Source organism: Micromonospora sp. CPCC 205561, assembly GCF_036906775.1.
In the GTDB taxonomy this organism is placed as follows: Bacteria; Actinomycetota; Actinomycetes; order Mycobacteriales; family Micromonosporaceae; genus Micromonospora.
This window is the reverse complement of record NZ_JBAKHV010000059.1, coordinates 19,633-35,506: the sequence shown is the minus strand read 5'-3', so window position 1 is coordinate 35,506 and position 15,874 is coordinate 19,633. Positions and strand designations below refer to the sequence as shown.

The following is a 15,874-nucleotide window of genomic DNA, read 5'->3' as shown; positions in this document are numbered from 1 at the left end:
ACCACTACGCCCAGTGGGAGCAGCAGGCCGCCGACCTCGTCGCCCAGCACTGGAACAACTGACACAGACCTTCCACGCAAAGGGGGACCGCCGGCCGGCACCGTTGACTCGGTGCCGGCCGGCGGCACCTCCGCAGCACGCCGACGGCCGGCCCCCGACACCCGGGACGCCGGCCGTCGGCGTGCCCGGCTACCGACGTGCGCGACGCCCGCACCGGCCGGCCCGCGTCGCCTCCCGGCCGGGTCGGTCGCCGCGTCGCTCTCCGCTGCCAGGGCGGCGCCGGTCACGCACCTCCGCAGGTGGGGCGGCGGGCTCAGCAGGCGGGGTAGAGGCGACGGGTGCCGACGCCGGCGGCGTACGCGGCCCGGTCGCTGAACCGGCAGCCGTAGCCCGGCGCGGACACGGCCGCCGGGTCGGTGACCGGATCGCCGGCGGGGCGGTTGCCGGTGCGTACCCAGGACGTGAGGTCGTCCCACGCGGCGCCCGCCTCGGCCGGGGTGAACTCGCAGTGCTGCGCGGCCCGGATGGCCCGCTGGACGACCAGCCGGCTGCGGCCGTGCCTCGCGGCGTCCCGGGCGTACGCCTGCTCCATCGAGAAGGGCACGAAGAGGTCGCCGAGGTTGTGCAGGCTGACCACCGGTGCGGTGGGCCGCCCGGCGATGCGCGGCACCTCGGTCAGGGTGGGCAGGATCCGCTGCCACGGATTCTCCGGGGCGACCCGCCGCACGAGGGAGTTCACGTCCACCGGGCTGCTCGGGCGGTACCGGGTGAGCAGGTTGGTGGCGAGCTGCCCCGGCCGCTCGCCGGGGGAGTCGCCGCCTTCGGAGACGCTGATCGAGAAGAGGAAGTCCTTCCAGACCGCGAAGGACGCCTCCGCGCCGGGCCGTGAGCCGCCCGAGCGGTCGATGGTGATCTCCCGCAGCTGCCTGCCGCGCGCGTTGGTGGTGTCCGGACCCGTCGGGGTGAGCCCGGCCAGCCCGAGGGCCGCCTGGATCCGGGGCACCGCGTTGCTCAGGTAGTCCGGCGGCGTCGGGTAGGCCGGCACGCCGGCGAGGGCCTGGGCGACCAGGTTGTAGTCGAGGAAGAAGTCCAGCAGCTGGTGGTCGCCGAGGACGCCGCACATCGGCAGCGCCCCGTCGTAGAAGCCGGGGAACTGCTCCAGGGACCGGGCGATGACGTAGCCGCCCATCGACACCCCGGCCGCGTACGTGCGGTGTGGGCGCCCCACCACCCGGCCGAAGTGGTCCGCCAGCGCCCTGGTGGTGAGCACGCCGGAGCGGATGTCGAACCCGTTGCGGTCGTACGACGAGGACGCCCACGCGTACCCCTGCTCCAGCAGGCGCTGGCGCAGCCCGAAGCCGGGCGGCTCCGGCGAGAGCACCTTCAACTGGCCGCGGTAGCCGTGCGCCCACATCACCAGCTCGCCGTTCCAGGCCGCCGGCACCTCGATGATGTAGCCGGCGTGCCGGTGCACGCCCTGTCGGACGGTGCTCGGCGCACCGCCCACCGTCAGCGGGGCCAGCGGCGGGTTGCTGATCGTGTAGCCGGGCAGTGGCTGCGTACCGTCGGAGTGCGGCTCGGCGGCGGCGGAGGCCGGCGCGCCGCCGAGCCCGGCGGCGACGGCCAGGGCGAGCCCGGCGGCCAGCAGGCGGCGGGCGAGACGGGCGGGTGAGGACGGCATCGTTGCTCCCCCTCGGACGGGCCGCCCGGAGCGACGGCGCGACGGTGCCTACCGGCCGGTAGCGAACTGAAGGTAGGTGTGCCGTCGAGCCCTGTCAATGCCACCGCTGACCGGGCGGTCAGATCAGGCCGTGTGCCAGCATCGCCTCCGCGACCCGGCGGAACCCGTCGATGTTCGCGCCGGCCACGTAGTCGCCGGGCAGCCCGTACTCCTCGGCGGTGGCCCAGCAGCGGTCGTGGACGTCCCGCATGATCGCGCGCAGCCGCTGCTCCGAGTCGGCGAACGTCCACGAGTCCCGGCTGGCGTTCTGCTGCATCTCCAGGGCGCTCACCGCCACCCCGCCGGCGTTGGCCGCCTTGCCCGGCGCGAAGCGCACCCCGGCCCGGCCGAGGACGCGCACGGCCTCCGGCGTGGTCGGCATGTTCGCGCCCTCCACCACCGCGACGCAGCCGCCGGCGACGAGGGCCGCGGCCTCCGCGCCGCCGATCTCGTTCTGCGTGGCGCACGGCAGCGCCAGCTCGCAGGGCACCTCCCAGACGGTACGGCCGGAGACCGCGACCGCGTGCGGCACGACCCGGGCGTACTCGTCGAGCCGGGCCCGCCGCTCCTCCTTCAGCTCCCGCAGCAGCTTCAGGTCGATGCCCTTCTCGTCCAGCAGGTAGCCCGTCGAGTCGGAGCAGGCGACCACCCTGCCGCCGAGCTGGTGCACCTTCTCGATCGCGTAGATCGCCACGTTGCCGGAGCCGGAGACCACCACCCGCTTGCCGTCCAGGCCGTCCCCGGCCTGCCGGAGCATCTCCTCGGCGAAGAAGACCGCCCCGTAGCCGGTCGCCTCGCGGCGCACCTGCGCGCCCCCGTACGCCAGGCCCTTGCCGGTGAGCACCCCCGACTCGTACCGGTTGGTGATCCGCTTGTACTGACCGAACAGGTAGCCGATCTCCCGGCCGCCCACGCCGATGTCCCCCGCGGGCACGTCGGTCTCGGCGCCGATGTGCCGGTGCAGCTCCGTCATGAAACTCTGGCAGAACCGCATCACCTCCCGCTCCGAGCGCCCCTTCGGGTCGAAGTCCGCGCCGCCCTTGCCGCCGCCGATCGGCAGCCCGGTCAGCGCGTTCTTGAAGATCTGCTCGAAGCCGAGGAACTTCACGATCCCCAGGTAGACCGACGGGTGGAAGCGCAGCCCGCCCTTGTACGGGCCGAGCGCGCTGTTGAACTCCACCCGGAAGCCCCGGTTGACGTGGATCCGGCCCCGGTCGTCCTCCCACGGCACCCGGAAGATGATCTGTCGCTCCGGCTCACAGATCCGCTCGACCACCTGGGCGTCGCCGTACTCGGGATGCCGGGCCAGCGCCGGGCCGATGGTCTCCAGCACCTCGCGTACCGCCTGGTGGAACTCCGGCTCGCCCGGATTGCGGGCGACCACGCTGGCGAACACCGTCTCCACGCTCTCCGGCATGCCGACACGTCCCTTCGTTGCCGCGGGTAGCCCTCGTTGCTACCACCCCGCACGGGGGTACCCGGCAACCGTCCCGGGATACGGACCGGGGCCCTCGTCCGGTTGACTGTGGGCGTGGACGAGTCGATCTGGGACGCGGTCCGGGCCACGCGCGGCTGGCTGGACGCCGCCAACGGCACCGGACGGACCGAGCTGACCTGCCGGATCCTCAAGCTGACCGAGGAGGCGGGGGAGGCGGCCGGCGCCTGGATCGGCCTGCTCGGCCAGAACCCGCGCAAGGGCGCCACCCACACCCGCGAGGACGTGGCGGCGGAGTTGGCGGACGTCGCGTTCACCGCGCTGGTCGCCATCGAGAGCCTCGGGCTGGACGCCCGCCTCGTGCTCGACGCGTGCGCCGGCAAGGTCCGGGCGCGCGTCGGTCCGCCTCCCGGCTGAGCCGCGGGCGCCCGACCGGCCCGCCGGGATCACCGGCGGGCCGGGGACGTCGCCCTCCCTCCGCTCACAGCCCGTGCCGGCGCTCGCCCAGCACCAGGTCGCAGAGGCGCGCCTCCGCCGCCGCGGAGAACGGCTCCCGGCGGGCCGCGACCGCCAGCCGGGTCTCCTCCGCGACGAGGTCCGCGTTGATCTGCGCCGCCGCCACGGCGCCCGCGGCGGCGGCGGCACCGACCTGGGCGGCCGGATCGGTCACGTTGCCGGCGACCCACACGCCGGGCACGTCGGTACGGCCGGCCGCGTCGGCCGGGACGTGCTCGCCGACGCCGGCCGGGTGCTCCGCCGGCCGCAGCCCCAGCGCCGCCAGGAAGCCGGCGCGCGCCACCATCCGCGACGAGACGGCCAGCGCCTCCCGGCCGACCAGCGTGCCGTCGCGCAGCCGTACGCCCGCGAGGCGGTCCGCGACGACCTCCAGCGCCGCGACCTCCCCGGGAACCACGCGGATGCCCCGGGCCGCCAGCTGCTCCGCCTGCTCGGCCGTCGGCGGCGTGGTGCCGCAGAAGTACGTGACGTCCGCGCTCAACTGCCGGAACAGCAACGCCTGGTGCACCGACATCGGCCCGCCCGCCAGCACGCCGATGGCCCGGTCGCGCACCTCCCAGCCGTGGCAGTACGGGCAGTGCAGGACGTCGCGGCCCCACCGGGCCCGCAGACCGGGCACGTCCGGCAGCTCGTCGACCAGCCCGGTGGCCACCAGCAGCCGACGGGCCCGGACCCTCCGGCCGTCGGTCAGCGTCACCGCGAACCCGTCGTCGTCGCGCGCCACGGTGTCGACCTCGCCGGTCGCCACCTGGCCGCCGTAGCCCCGGACCTCCGCCCGGCCGCGCTCCAGCAGCTCGGCCGGCGCGACGCCGTCGCGGGCCAGCAGCCCGTGTACGCCCCCGGCCGGGGCGTTGCGCGGGGCGCCGGAGTCGATCACCGCCACCGTCCGGCGCACCCGGGCCAGCATCAGTGCCCCGCTGAGCCCGGCGGCACCGCCCCCGACGACCACCACGTCGTACCCGTCATCCAGCTGATCGGTCATCGTGACCACCTCCCGCGCCCACCATCCGCGAGCGCGGCGTCAGTGGCAAACAATGTTGCCGACATGGCAAACTGTTGGCATGGACGACGAACTCGACCAGGCCCTCGGCGCGGTCGGCCCCCGGCTGCGGGCGCTGCGCCGGCAGCGGGAGACCACCCTGACCGACCTGTCGGCGGCGACCGGCATCTCGGTGAGCACGCTGTCCCGCCTGGAGTCCGGCACGCGCCGGCCCACCCTCGAACTGCTGCTTCCCCTCGCCAAGGCCCACGGGGTGACGCTCGACGAGCTCGTCGGCGCTCCACCCACCGGCGACCCGCGCATCCACCTGCGCCCGGTGAACCGGCACGGCATGACGATGCTGCCGCTGACCCGCCGGGCCGGCGGCATCCAGGCGTACAAGCTGGTGCTCCCCGGTGGCGGTCGCCGGGGGGAGCCCGATCCGCAGACCCACGAGGGCTACGAGTGGCTCTACGTCCTCAACGGGCGGCTGCGCCTCGTCCTCGGCGAGCAGGACCTGGTGCTGACGCCCGGCGAGGCGGCCGAGTTCGACACCCGCGTGCCGCACTGGTTCGGCTCCGCCGACGCCGAACCGGTCGAGTTCCTCAGCCTCTTCGGCCGGCAGGGCGAACGCGCGCACCTGCGCGCCCGCCCCCGCGGGCAGCAGGCCCCGCCACCCGAGGGGGAGTGACTCCCGCGTGCCGAGCGGGCGCCGGCCGGCGGCCCGGTGTCGTGCCGCCGAGCGGGGCGGCGCCGTCGACGCGGGCGGGTCGGCGTGCGGGGACGCCGACCGGGCCGCGCCGCCCGTTAAGCCGCGCGTCGACCGCCGGGCCGCGTCGACCGCGGGGCCCGGCGGTCGATGGCTCAGCGGCCCACGTAATCGCGCAGGTGGCGGGCGGTCAGCGTGTCGCCGCTGGTGACCAGCTCCGCCGGGGTGCCGGTGAAGACGATGCGGCCGCCGTCGTGCCCCGCCCCCGGACCGAGGTCGATCAGCCAGTCGGCGTGCGCCATGACCGCCTGGTGGTGCTCGATGACGACGACCGTGTTGCCGGCGTCGACCAGCCGGTCCAGCAGGGCGAGCAGCTGGTCGACGTCGGCCAGGTGCAGCCCGGTGGTCGGCTCGTCCAGCACGTAGGTGCTGCCGCTGTCGGCCATCCGGATTGCCAGCTTGAGTCGCTGGCGCTCGCCGCCGGAGAGCGTGTTGAGCGGCTGGCCGAGGGTGAGGTAGCCGAGCCCGACGTCGACCAGCCGGTCGAGGATCGCCCGCGCCGGGCCGCCGGGGAAGAAGTCCCTGGCCTCGGCGGCCGGCATCGCGAGGACCTCGCTGATGTTCTTGCCGCGCAACCGGTAGGTGAGCACCTCGTCGGTGTAGCGCCGCCCCTCGCACCGCTCGCAGACCGAGGCGACGCCGGCCATCATCGCCAGGTCGGTGTAGACCAGGCCGATGCCCTTGCAGGTCTGGCAGGCACCCTCGGAGTTGGCGCTGAACAGCGCCGCCTTGACCCCGTTGGCCTTGGCGAAGGCGGTGCGGACCGGGTCCAGCAGGCCGGTGTAGGTGGCCGGGTTGCTGCGCCGGGATCCCCGGATGGGGGACTGGTCGACGATGACCACGCCCTCGCGGCGGCGCAGCGACCCGTGGATCAACGAGCTCTTGCCGGAGCCGGCCACCCCGGTCACCACGGTCAGCACGCCGAGCGGGATGTCGACGTCGACGTCGCGCAGGTTGTGCAGGTCGGCGCCGCGGATCGACAGTAGGCCGGACGGCCGGCGTACCTCGTCACGCAGTCGCACCCGGTGGTCGAGGTGGCGGCCGGTCAGGGTGTCGGAACGGCGCAGGCCGGCGACGTCGCCGGTGAAGCAGACCCGGCCGCCGGCCGTGCCCGCCCCCGGCCCGAGGTCGACCACGTGGTCGGCGATAGCGATCGTCTCCGGCTTGTGCTCGACGACCAGCACCGTGTTGCCCTTGTCGCGCAGGCGCAGCAGCAGGTCGTTCATCCGCGCGATGTCGTGCGGGTGCAGGCCCACGGTCGGCTCGTCGAAGACGTACGTGACGTCCGAGAGGCTGGAGCCGAGGTGCCGGACCATCTTGACCCGCTGCGCCTCGCCGCCGGAGAGGGTGGCGGATTCACGGTCCAGGCTGAGGTAGCCCAGCCCGATCTCGACCAGCGAGTCGAGCACGTCGCGCAGGTTGCCGACCAGCGGGGCCACGGAGGGGTCGTCGATCGCGCGTACGAAGCCGGCCAGGTCGCTGATCTGCATCGCCGAGCACTCCGCGATGTTGCACCCGGCGATCCGGGCGGAGAGGGCCGCCTGGTTGAGCCGCGCGCCGCCGCAGTCGGCACAGGTGGTGAAGGTGACCGCCCGGTCGACGAACGCACGGATGTGCGGCTGCATCGACTCGCGCTCCTTGGCCAGGAAGAGTCGCCGTACCTTGACGGCCAGCCCCTCGTACGTCCAGTTGTTGGCCCCCATCTTGATCTTCGTGGCCGGCTTGTGGAGGAAGTCGTGCCACTGCTCGGGCGTGTAGTCCTGGAGTTTCGCGTCCGGGTCGAACAGGCCCGAGCCGACGATGGTCTGCCAGTACCACGAGTCGACGGCGAAGTTGGGCACCTTGATCGCGCCGTCGTTGAGCGAGCGCTCCACGTCGACCAGCTCGGCCACGTCGAGGTCGGAGACCCGTCCGAGCCCCTCGCAGGTCGGGCACATGCCCTCCGCCAGGTTGAAGCTGAACGCCCCCGCCCCACCCACGTGCGGGGTGCCGAGCCGGCTGAAGACGATCCGCAACATCGCGTACGCGTCGGTCGCGGTGCCGACGGTGGAGCGCGAGTTGGCACCCATCCGCTCCTGGTCGACCACGATGGCGGCGCTCAGGTTGCGCAGCGAGTCGACGTCGGGCCGGCTGAGGTTCGGCATGAACGACTGGAGGAAGGCACTGTAGGTCTCGTTGATCAGACGCTGCGACTCGGCGGCGATCGTGCCGAAGACCAGGGACGACTTCCCGGACCCGGAGACCCCGGTGAAGACGGTCAGCCGACGCTTGGGGATGTCGACGGAGACGGAGGCGAGGTTGTTCTCCCGCGCCCCGCGTACCTCGATCATGTCGTGGCTGTCGGCGGCGGACCGTGCTGGCTGCTGCATGCGAACCCTTCGCGAGATCGTGGGCGGAGCTCCGCCCGGACTGCGTCTACGGAGGTCAGACAGCCTTCAATTCTCTCATTCACCCACTCGTGGAGGGTTTCCCGTCGTCACAGGGCTGACACGGGCCGCAATGACGGGAAAAGTCTCAAACGACCATGGAGGCGGTAGGGTGGCCCGGTGGCGGATCCGGGTCGGCGTGCCGGGCGGTGGCGGGCGGTGGACGTCGCCGCGACCGCCGGGATCTCCGTACAGCAGGTCCGCAACTACGTCGATCTCGGCGTGCTGCCGCCGGTCGAGCGCACCCCCGCCGGCTACCGCGTCTTCACCGCCACCCACGTGCGGGCGCTGGCCGTGGCCCGGCGGATGGCCGAGGGGCACGGCTGGGCGCGTACCCGGGAGATCATGGCGGCGGTGCACCGGGGCGACCTCGCGGCGGCGCTGGCGGCGCTCGACGCCGGCCACGCCGAGCTGGACCGCGAGCGGGCCGACATCCGGCGGGTGCTGGGCGCCTTCGAGACCGTGGTGACCGGCCCGGCGGCGGTCCCGTCGGCGCCGCGCCGCGGCGTGCGCATCGGCGAGGTCGCCGACCTGGTCGGCGTGCGCACGTCGCAGCTACGGCTCTGGGAGGGGCGCGGGCTGCTCCGGCCGGTGCGCGAGCGCGGCACCAACTACCGGGTCTACGACGTGGCCGAGCTGCGCGCCGCGCAGGTCGTCGCGCTGCTGCGCCGGGGGGCGTACCCCTTCGACATCATCACGGCCGTGCTCGACGAGATGCGCTCCACCGGCAGCGCGCAGCGGGTGCGGGCGGAGCTGGCCAGGCGGGAGCAGGAGCTGCAACGGCGCAGCCTGCGGCGGCTGCGCGCCTCGGCGGCGCTGCACGACTACCTGCGACACCGCGACCCGGGCATGCCGGCCTGACTCAGCGCAACACCAGCAGGTCGAGGTGGTCGACGACCGGGCCCGTCGCCGTGTCGGCCGCGGCCCGCAGCCGGGCCAGTCCGGCGGCGTACTCCTCGTCGGTGATCAACTGGAGCGGGGTGTGGGCCCGCCGGTCGAGGCACTCGGCGTACTCGGCCAGCGACGCCGCCGTGGTCTGCGCGACCGGCTCGACGGTGCTGACGGTGAACCCGGCCGCGGCGAACACCGCGCGCACCCGGGCCAGGTCCGGATACGTGTCGAGGACCCGCACGGCCTCCGGGAACCAGCGGAACAGCTCGATCCGGTGGTGCCGGCCGGGGAAGGGCGAGCGGATCAGCACGGGCGCGCCCGCCCGCAGCACCCGGCGCAGCTCGCGCGCCGCCGCGTCGAGGTCCGCGACGTGGTGGACCACCGTGGACAGCCAGGCGCCGTCCACGGTGGAGTCGCGCAGCGGCAGCGCGACGGCGTCGCCGGCGAGCAGCGGCCGGTGTGCGGCGCGCGCCCGCATCGCGCCGGCCGGCTCGACCCCCACCACCCGCAGGCCGAACCAGTCTGTGAAGGCCGCGGCCCAGGCCCCGGTGCCCGCGCCGACGTCGAGCACGGTGCTGCCAGTACGCGGGCGCAGGTGCTGCTGCACCGCGTGCCGCCAGCGCTCCAGGCCGCCGCGCGGCACCTCCCGGGTGCCGGCGAAGGCCGCCGCGTCGGTGTCGTCGTAGGAGATCAGAGCCACGGCCATCACCTCGCCACCGTCGCCGGGGAGTCCGGGCGATCGTCACCCGGTTCTAGTCGGTGGGGGACGCCGCGGGCAACAGCTTGTGAGCCAACCGACTGGCGGGCGGACCGACGACGCGCTGCGCCTGCGGCCGAAGACCGGCCCGCGCCGTGGGCCCGCCCGGCCGCGCGCGGCCAGCGCCCGGCGCCCGCGTGGTCACGGCCCGGCGGGTCACCAGTTCCCGGTCGCGTCGAGCCGCGCGAGGTAGGGCAGGCGCCCGTGTTCCGACCACCATCCGGCCGCGCCGCGGGCCCCGTCGGCCACCAGCGCCGGGAACTCCTCCGGTACCCGCCAGCCCATCGGGAACGGGTGCGTCCTCACCTGGTCGGCAAGGAACTCGACCATCGCCCGGTCGTCGGCCGGCTCGGCCCGGACCCGCGAGGAGCCGCGCTCCGTGGAGGTGACCACCCAGTCCCCGCCGTCGCGTCGCTCGGCGGTGAACCTCGGCTCGACCTCCCAGGCGATCCGCCCCTTGTCCAGCTCGACGTGGTCGAAGGGAGCGTTCCAGAGGCGGGCGTCGCGCAGCAGCCGGACCAGCCCGAAGGGCTCCCAGCCGACGCCGAGGCGGCTGACGAGCGCCAGCCGCAGCACCGTCCGGCACGGGTAGGGGCGCTCGCACTCGGCGCAGGACAGGCCGGCGCCCCGCCCCGGTTCGTGCGGCGCGAGCGCCTGGCCGAGCAGGAACTGGTGCACGCCGACGGGCTCGCCCGGCCGCTTGAGTTGCGCCAGGTGCAACATCAACAGCTGGTGGAAGCGGCGCGCGTCCTCGGGACCGGCGAAGGGCGGTACGGGGATCTCCGGCACGACGACGACGATGTCACACGCCGGTCGGCGACCCGCACGCGGTTCGCGCCCGGGGATGGGCGGACGGTCACGGTCGTGGCGTCACGGTGAGCAGGACGGCGGCGTCGGTGACGGCGTGCAGCGCGTGTCGCAGCGGCGGGACGACCATCAGGTCGCCGGCCTCGCCCACCCAGGACTCGTCGCCGGCCACCAGGCGCACCTGCCCCACGAGCACCTGGAGCGTCGCCTCGCCCGGGTTGTCGTGCTCGTCGAGGCGACGACCGCCCCGCAGGGCGAGCAGGGTCTGCCGGAGCCGGCGGTCCCCGCCGCCGTGCACGGAGCGGGCGGCGCGTCCGCTGGCCGCCTCCCGCGCGACGGCGAGCTGCTCTTCCGCGAGGCGGGTCAGCGAGAGGGCTTCCATTGTCGGTCCCTTCGGTCCGGTGCCGGACGGGCTCGCGGGGCGGGCCGTCGGCACGGCGGTGCTCGTGTCATCCGGTGGGAGAGCGGCCTGCCTCTCCCGACTCCCAGTCTCCGCCCAGGGCACGCCCGCCGGCAGGGCCGATGGTCCCGGACCCGCCCCGCTCGGCCGACGTGACGCGCGCGGCCGGGGGAGCGGGCGAAGCCGGCCCGCGCCGGGCGGCCCGCGACTAGGGTGCGGGGCATGAAGGTTCGGCTGCTGGCGGCCACGGCGGCCGCCGTCCTGTTCGTCGCCGGCGTACCCGTCCCGGCGGCGGCCGCCCCGGTGGGACCCACCGCCCCGCTGCCGGCCGGGCCCGGCGTCGCCCCGCCGACGCCCTGCCCGAAGGCGCCCGCGCCCCGGGTGTCCCGCCCGCCGCGCCCGTCGCCGCCGCCCGCCGTGCCGGCGGAGCGGGCCGTGGGCGGCCCGGCGCTGGCCACCGCCGGTCTGGTCGTCCCGGCGGGGGTCGCCCGCCCGCCGGCGGTCACCGCGAGCTCGTGGCTGGTCGCCGACCTGGACACCGGCGAGGTGCTGGGCGGCTGCGGCCCGCACGAGTACGGCACCCCGGCCAGCGTGCAGAAGCTGCTGCTGGCCGCCACGATGCTGCCCCGGCTCGACCCGCGGCAGGTCGTCACCGTCACCGCCGGGGACATGGACATCGAGCCCGGCTCCTCGGCCGTCGGGCTGGTCCGCGGCGGTCGGTACCGGATCGAGACCGTCTGGCTCGGGCTGCTGCTCCAGTCCGGCAACGAGGCGGCCAACGTGCTGGCCCGCCTCGGCGGCGGAGCGGACGGGGCGGCCGGCGGCGTACGGGCGATGAACGAGGAGGCGCGCCGCCTCGGCGCCCTGCAGACCCACGCGGTCACCCCGTCCGGCCTCGACGGGCCGGGGCAGTTCACCAGCGCGTACGACCTGGCGCTGATCGCCCGCGTCTGCTTTGCCGACCCGACCTTCCGGCGGTACGCGCTGACCGGGACGCACCGGATCCCCGCCCAGCCGGCGCAGCGGACCAGGGGATTCGAGATCCAGAACGAGAACCAGCTCGTCCACCGCTACCCGGGCGCACTCGGCGGCAAGACGGGCTTCACCGACCTGGCCCGGCACACCTACGTCGGGGCGGCCGAGCGGGGCGGGCGACGGCTGGTGGTCACGCTGCTCGGGGCCGAGCCGCGGCCCGCGCGGGGCTGGGAGCAGGGAGCAGCCCTGCTCGACTGGGGCTTCGCGCTGCCCCGGGGCGCCGCCGTCGGCCGCCTCGTGGAGCCGGGGGAGCTGACCGCCCCGGCGGTCGACACGCCCCCCGCCACCTCGGCCGCCGGCGATCCGCGCCCGGCGGCGGCCAGCGGTCCGCTCGACGAAGGGCTGGCCGGCCGGTGGCCGCTGGCCGCGCTCGCGGCGGCGGTGGTCGGGCTGCTGGCCGTCGCGGTGCTCCGGCGCCGGCGGGGCACGGGGCGGCGCGGCACGCCCTGACCGGGTACCGGGCGCGCGACGGCGGGCGGGTCGGATCGACAACCGCCCGCCAGCTCCATAGACTCCGGTCTCTCTGGTGCCACGAGTCCCGGGAGGATCCCCGTGCCGAGCGAACCCCGCCCGCACCCCGTTCCGACGTCGATCTCGGCAGGCCGCGCAGCGGCCCGTACGCTCACCCGCCTCGCCGGGACGGCACTGGCGACGACGGCGCTGGTCGCCGCCGGTGGCGCCGCCGCGGTGGCCGCGCCCGGCGCGGCGTCGCCGGCGGCCCCCGCCCGCGTCACGCCCGGCCCGTGCGCCTACACCGCCACGCCGGAGGACCCGGCGGCCCGCCCGGTCCCGCTGCCGCCCGATCCGCGCCGCACCCCCGACCGGGGCACGGTGCGGGTGACGCTGCGGACCAACCAGGGGCCCATCGGGCTGACCCTCGACCGGGAGGCGGCGCCCTGCACCGTGCAGAGCTTCCTGCACCTGACGCGGCACCGCTTCTACGACCGGACCTCCTGCCACCGGCTCACCGCGTACCCGACGCTGCGGGTGCTCCAGTGCGGCGACCCCTCCGGCACCGGCTCCGGCGGCCCCGGCTACCGGTACGCCGACGAGCTGCCCACGGACCTGCCGCCGGCACCCACCGACCCGACCGGCGTGCGCCGGCTCTACGCGCGCGGCACGCTCGCCATGGCCAACGCCGGGCCCGACACCAACGGCAGCCAGTTCTTCCTGGTGCAGGCGGATTCGGCGCTGCGTCCCCACTACACCGTCTTCGGCTCGATCGACGCCGCCGGCCTGGCCACCCTCGACCGGATCGCCGCCGGCGGCATCGCGCCCACCGCCGAGGACCCGGCGCCGGTCGACGGCGCGCCCGCCCTGCCGGTGGAGATCCACCGGGCGCTCCGGCACCACCACCCGCACCGCTGAGCCCGCGACGGACCGTACCCGCCGTTTCCCGGGCCGGCCCGCCCGCGCGGGCGGGCCCGGCGCGACGGCCGGGACGGCCGACGGTCGCCCGGCGACGGGCCGACGCGCGGTCGCGTCGGCGAGCGGTGACCGGCCGAAGTTCCGGAACGCTACCGGGAGCCCTCGGACGTCAGGCCGCCGGCCGGGCCCCGTCGGGGCGGGTCGGCGCCGGTCAGGGCCGCGACGCGGGGGCCGTGCTGTCGCGGACGACGAGGTTGGTGGCGAGTTCCACCCGGGGCGAGTCGATGCCGTCGCCCTGCGCCAGCCGCAGCACGGTCCGGGCGGCCAGCCGCCCCATCTCGACCAGGGGCTGCCGGACGGTGGTCAGCGGCGGTGAGGCCCAGCGGGCCTCGGGCAGGTCGTCGAAGCCCACCACGCTGACGTCGTCCGGGATGCGCAGGCCGCGGCGGCGGACGGCCTCGTAGACGCCGAAGGCCATCTGGTCGCTGGCCGCGAAGATGCCCGTCGGCGGCTCGTCGAGGTCGAGCAGGGCAGTGCCGGCGGCGAAGCCCGAGGCGTGGTAGAAGTCGCCCGGATACACCAGCCGGTCCTCCACCGGCACCCCGGCGGCCTCCAGCCCGGCGCGGTAGCCGTCGAGGCGCGCCCGGCTGCACAGCAGGTGCGTGGGCCCCGCGACGAAGCCGATCCGCCGGTGCCCGAGCGACAGCAGGTGCTCGGTCGCGGCGAGCCCGCCCGCCCAGTTGGTGGCCCCGATGGTCGGCACGTCGGTCGCGGGCACGCCGGCCGGGTCGACGACGACCACCGGCACGTTGAGGCGGCGCAGCTGCGCGTGCAGCGGGGGGCTCAGGTGCGAGGTCACGAAGATGACCCCGTCGGTGGCCCGGGCCCGCAGGTTCTGCAACCACTGCCGCGCCGCGGTCGGTTGCCGGTGTATCGCGGAGACCACCGTGCCGACGCCCGCGCCGTGCCCGACGTCCTCGACGCCTCGGATGATCTCCACCGCCCACGGGCTGTCGAGGTCGTTGAAGACCAGGTCGACCAGGCCGGCGCGGCTCACCGTCCGGCTGCCGCGGCGCTGGTAGCCGTGGTGGCGCAGCAGCTCCTCGACCCGCTCGCGGGTGCCGGGAGCCACGTCCGAGCGCCCGTTGAGCACCCGCGACACGGTCGGCACCGAGACCCCGGCCTCCCGCGCGATAGCGGTGATGGTGATCCTGCGCCCGTCGTCGCCGTCCACCCGCGTCTCCTTCACCGGTCGGAGGACCGACCGTACCTGTGCCCACCGAAAAACGTCCGGAACGGCGGGGCCGCTCCACCGGCTCATCTTGCCCCACGATCGGGGGTTGACGACACGGCAGGTCGGTTCTAGCGTTCGGACGAGTTACGGAAGAATTCCGGAAACTTGTCGGACGCCTTTCGGTCGTCGCGCCGGCGGCGACGTCCCCCACCACACCCCCACCACGAGAGGTCGATCATGACTTTACGCACGCGGCTCACCCGGGCCGTCGCGCTCGGCGCCGCCCTCGCGCTGGCGCTGCCACTGGCCGCCTGCGGCGACGACGACCCGGCCGCCGGTCCGGACGAGATCCGCATCCTGGTGTACGGCGACGCCACCAACAAGGTCGAGACCCAGCTCGTCGAGACGTTCAACAAGACGTCGAAGGTCAAGGCGGTGCTGGACACCATCCCGGGCGCCGACTACCAGACCAAGCTCCAGACCATCATCAACACCAAGCAGGCCCCGGACGTCTTCTTCAACTGGGGCGGCGGCAGCATCGCCCCGTTCGTCAAGGCCGACCTGCTGCTGCCGCTCGACGACATGATCGCCAAGAATCCGGGGCTGAAGCAGAACTTCCTGCCCTCGGTCTTCAACACCGCCATCGTCGACGGCAAGGCGTACGGGGTGCCGATGCGCGGCACCCAGCCGGTGCTGCTGTTCCACAACAAGAAGGTCCTCGCCGACGCCGGGATCACCCCGCCGAAGACGTGGGACGACCTGCTGGCCGCGGTGCGGACCCTCAAGGCCAAGGGGATCACCCCGATCGCCCTCGGCGGCGGCGACCAGTGGCCGACCCAGATGTGGTACCAGTACCTCTACGACCGGGTGGCCGGCCCCGAGCTGTTCGCCAAGGCGCTCGCCGGCGACAAGAGCGCCTGGGAGAGCCCGGAGAGCCGCCGCGCCCTGGAGCTGCTGCGCCAGCTGACCGACGCCGGCGCCTTCGGCACCAACTTCGACTCGGTCAAGTTCACCGACGGTGGGTCGCCCACCCTGCTGGCCAGCGGCAAGGCCGGCTTCGAGCTGATGGGCTCGTGGAACTACTCCACCCACAACGACGCCAACCCGAAGTTCGCCGCCTCGGGGCTCGGCTGGTCCGCGTTCCCGAGCGTCCCCGACGGAAAGGGCGACCCGCGCAACGTGGTGGGCAACACCAACAACTTCTACTCGGTGTTGAAGAAGACCCGGCACCCGGAGGCGGTCGCGGAGTTCCTGAAGCTGCAGTACTCCGACGACTTCGTCAAGGCGCAGCTGTCGATCGGCAACCTGCCCACCACCACCAGCACCGACAGGTTCCTCGACACCGCCGCCAACCCCGACTACCTGAGGTTCCAGTACGACCTGGTCAAGGAGGCCCCGTCGTTCCAGCTCTCCTGGGACCAGGCGTACCCGCCGGCGGCCACCACGGCCATCCACCAGGCGGTGCAGCAGTACTGCAACGGCCGGACCGACGCGGACGGCTTCATCAAGGCCATGCAGTCCCTGCAGGAGGGCTGAC

The 15,874-nt window shown here is 74.8% G+C and carries 14 protein-coding genes; 6 read left to right on the top strand and 8 right to left on the bottom strand.

From position 1 onward, the window contains the following. Positions 1-313 precede the first annotated feature (313 nt). Both V6V16_RS23845 and gdhA read right to left on the bottom strand, forming a co-directional pair. Positions 314-1,681: a DUF6351 family protein gene (locus V6V16_RS23845; RefSeq protein WP_334565432.1), complete on the bottom strand. Its 1,368-nt coding sequence runs from the start codon at positions 1,679-1,681 to the stop codon at positions 314-316. A gap of 118 nt (positions 1,682-1,799) precedes the next feature. After that, on the bottom strand, positions 1,800-3,137 hold the full coding sequence (gene gdhA / locus V6V16_RS23840; RefSeq protein ID WP_334565430.1) for an NADP-specific glutamate dehydrogenase: 1,338 nt from the start codon (positions 3,135-3,137) through the stop codon (positions 1,800-1,802). A 114-nt stretch (positions 3,138-3,251) separates the two neighbouring features. Between gdhA and V6V16_RS23835 the strand changes: the two genes are divergently transcribed. Beyond that, positions 3,252-3,572, top strand: a complete 321-nt coding sequence (locus V6V16_RS23835; RefSeq protein ID WP_334565428.1) for a MazG-like family protein — start codon at positions 3,252-3,254, stop codon at positions 3,570-3,572. A 64-nt stretch (positions 3,573-3,636) separates the two neighbouring features. Here V6V16_RS23835 and V6V16_RS23830 read toward each other — a convergent pair whose 3' ends face one another. Further along, entirely contained in the window at positions 3,637-4,653 is a 1,017-nt protein-coding gene (locus V6V16_RS23830; RefSeq protein ID WP_334565426.1) for an NAD(P)/FAD-dependent oxidoreductase, read from the bottom strand. Between the two features lie 79 nt (positions 4,654-4,732). Between V6V16_RS23830 and V6V16_RS23825 the strand changes: the two genes are divergently transcribed. Beyond that, a complete protein-coding gene (locus tag V6V16_RS23825; protein WP_334565424.1) occupies positions 4,733-5,341 on the top strand; it encodes a helix-turn-helix domain-containing protein in 609 nt (202 codons plus the stop codon). Between the two features lie 173 nt (positions 5,342-5,514). On the opposite strand, the gene V6V16_RS23820 is transcribed toward V6V16_RS23825, so the two are convergent. Continuing rightward, positions 5,515-7,788 carry an excinuclease ABC subunit UvrA gene (locus tag V6V16_RS23820; RefSeq protein ID WP_334565423.1) on the bottom strand — a complete coding sequence of 758 codons (2,274 nt, stop codon included), beginning with the start codon at positions 7,786-7,788 and terminating at the stop codon, positions 5,515-5,517. Positions 7,789-7,965: 177 nt separating this feature from the next. Between V6V16_RS23820 and V6V16_RS23815 the strand changes: the two genes are divergently transcribed. Further along, positions 7,966-8,706, top strand: a complete 741-nt coding sequence (locus V6V16_RS23815) for a MerR family transcriptional regulator (protein WP_334565421.1) — start codon at positions 7,966-7,968, stop codon at positions 8,704-8,706. 1 nt (position 8,707) lies between these two features. Here the strand turns inward: V6V16_RS23815 and V6V16_RS23810 are convergent, their stop codons facing one another. The 3 genes from V6V16_RS23810 to V6V16_RS23800 form a co-directional block, all read right to left on the bottom strand. Continuing rightward, positions 8,708-9,436 carry a class I SAM-dependent methyltransferase gene (locus V6V16_RS23810; protein ID WP_334565419.1) on the bottom strand — a complete coding sequence of 243 codons (729 nt, stop codon included), beginning with the start codon at positions 9,434-9,436 and terminating at the stop codon, positions 8,708-8,710. Positions 9,437-9,649: 213 nt separating this feature from the next. Beyond that, positions 9,650-10,282, bottom strand: coding sequence for a hypothetical protein (locus tag V6V16_RS23805; protein ID WP_334565417.1), 633 nt, complete (start codon positions 10,280-10,282; stop codon positions 9,650-9,652). 67 nt (positions 10,283-10,349) lie between these two features. Further along, positions 10,350-10,682 carry a cupin domain-containing protein gene (locus V6V16_RS23800; protein WP_334565415.1) on the bottom strand — a complete coding sequence of 111 codons (333 nt, stop codon included), beginning with the start codon at positions 10,680-10,682 and terminating at the stop codon, positions 10,350-10,352. Positions 10,683-10,922: 240 nt separating this feature from the next. Here V6V16_RS23800 and V6V16_RS23795 point away from each other — a divergent pair, with 240 nt between their 5' ends. Next, positions 10,923-12,185 (top strand): D-alanyl-D-alanine carboxypeptidase family protein, encoded by a 1,263-nt coding sequence (locus V6V16_RS23795; RefSeq protein WP_334565413.1) that lies wholly within the window; start codon positions 10,923-10,925, stop codon positions 12,183-12,185. 102 nt (positions 12,186-12,287) lie between these two features. After that, positions 12,288-13,103, top strand: coding sequence for a peptidylprolyl isomerase (locus V6V16_RS23790; RefSeq protein ID WP_442934142.1), 816 nt, complete (start codon positions 12,288-12,290; stop codon positions 13,101-13,103). A 211-nt stretch (positions 13,104-13,314) separates the two neighbouring features. Here V6V16_RS23790 and V6V16_RS23785 read toward each other — a convergent pair whose 3' ends face one another. Further along, positions 13,315-14,337, bottom strand: coding sequence for a LacI family DNA-binding transcriptional regulator (locus tag V6V16_RS23785; RefSeq protein WP_334565411.1), 1,023 nt, complete (start codon positions 14,335-14,337; stop codon positions 13,315-13,317). Positions 14,338-14,574: 237 nt separating this feature from the next. On the opposite strand from V6V16_RS23785, the gene V6V16_RS23780 reads away from it, so the two are divergent. Then, positions 14,575-15,873 (top strand): ABC transporter substrate-binding protein, encoded by a 1,299-nt coding sequence (locus V6V16_RS23780; protein ID WP_334565409.1) that lies wholly within the window; start codon positions 14,575-14,577, stop codon positions 15,871-15,873. The last annotated feature ends 1 nt before the right edge of the window (position 15,874 follow it).

Excerpts from the sequence above, each read along its gene's own strand:
- V6V16_RS23780 (WP_334565409.1), top strand. The coding sequence starts at position 14,575 with ATGACTTTACGCACGCGGCTCACCCGGGCCGTCGCGCTCGGCGCCGCC.
- V6V16_RS23825 (WP_334565424.1), top strand. The coding sequence starts at position 4,733 with ATGGACGACGAACTCGACCAGGCCCTCGGCGCGGTCGGCCCCCGGCTG.
- V6V16_RS23800 (WP_334565415.1), bottom strand. The coding sequence starts at position 10,682 with ATGGAAGCCCTCTCGCTGACCCGCCTCGCGGAAGAGCAGCTCGCCGTC.
- V6V16_RS23820 (WP_334565423.1), bottom strand. The coding sequence starts at position 7,788 with ATGCAGCAGCCAGCACGGTCCGCCGCCGACAGCCACGACATGATCGAG.
- V6V16_RS23830 (WP_334565426.1), bottom strand. The coding sequence starts at position 4,653 with ATGACCGATCAGCTGGATGACGGGTACGACGTGGTGGTCGTCGGGGGC.
- gdhA (WP_334565430.1), bottom strand. The coding sequence starts at position 3,137 with ATGCCGGAGAGCGTGGAGACGGTGTTCGCCAGCGTGGTCGCCCGCAAT.
- V6V16_RS23795 (WP_334565413.1), top strand. The coding sequence starts at position 10,923 with ATGAAGGTTCGGCTGCTGGCGGCCACGGCGGCCGCCGTCCTGTTCGTC.
- V6V16_RS23845 (WP_334565432.1), bottom strand. The coding sequence starts at position 1,681 with ATGCCGTCCTCACCCGCCCGTCTCGCCCGCCGCCTGCTGGCCGCCGGG.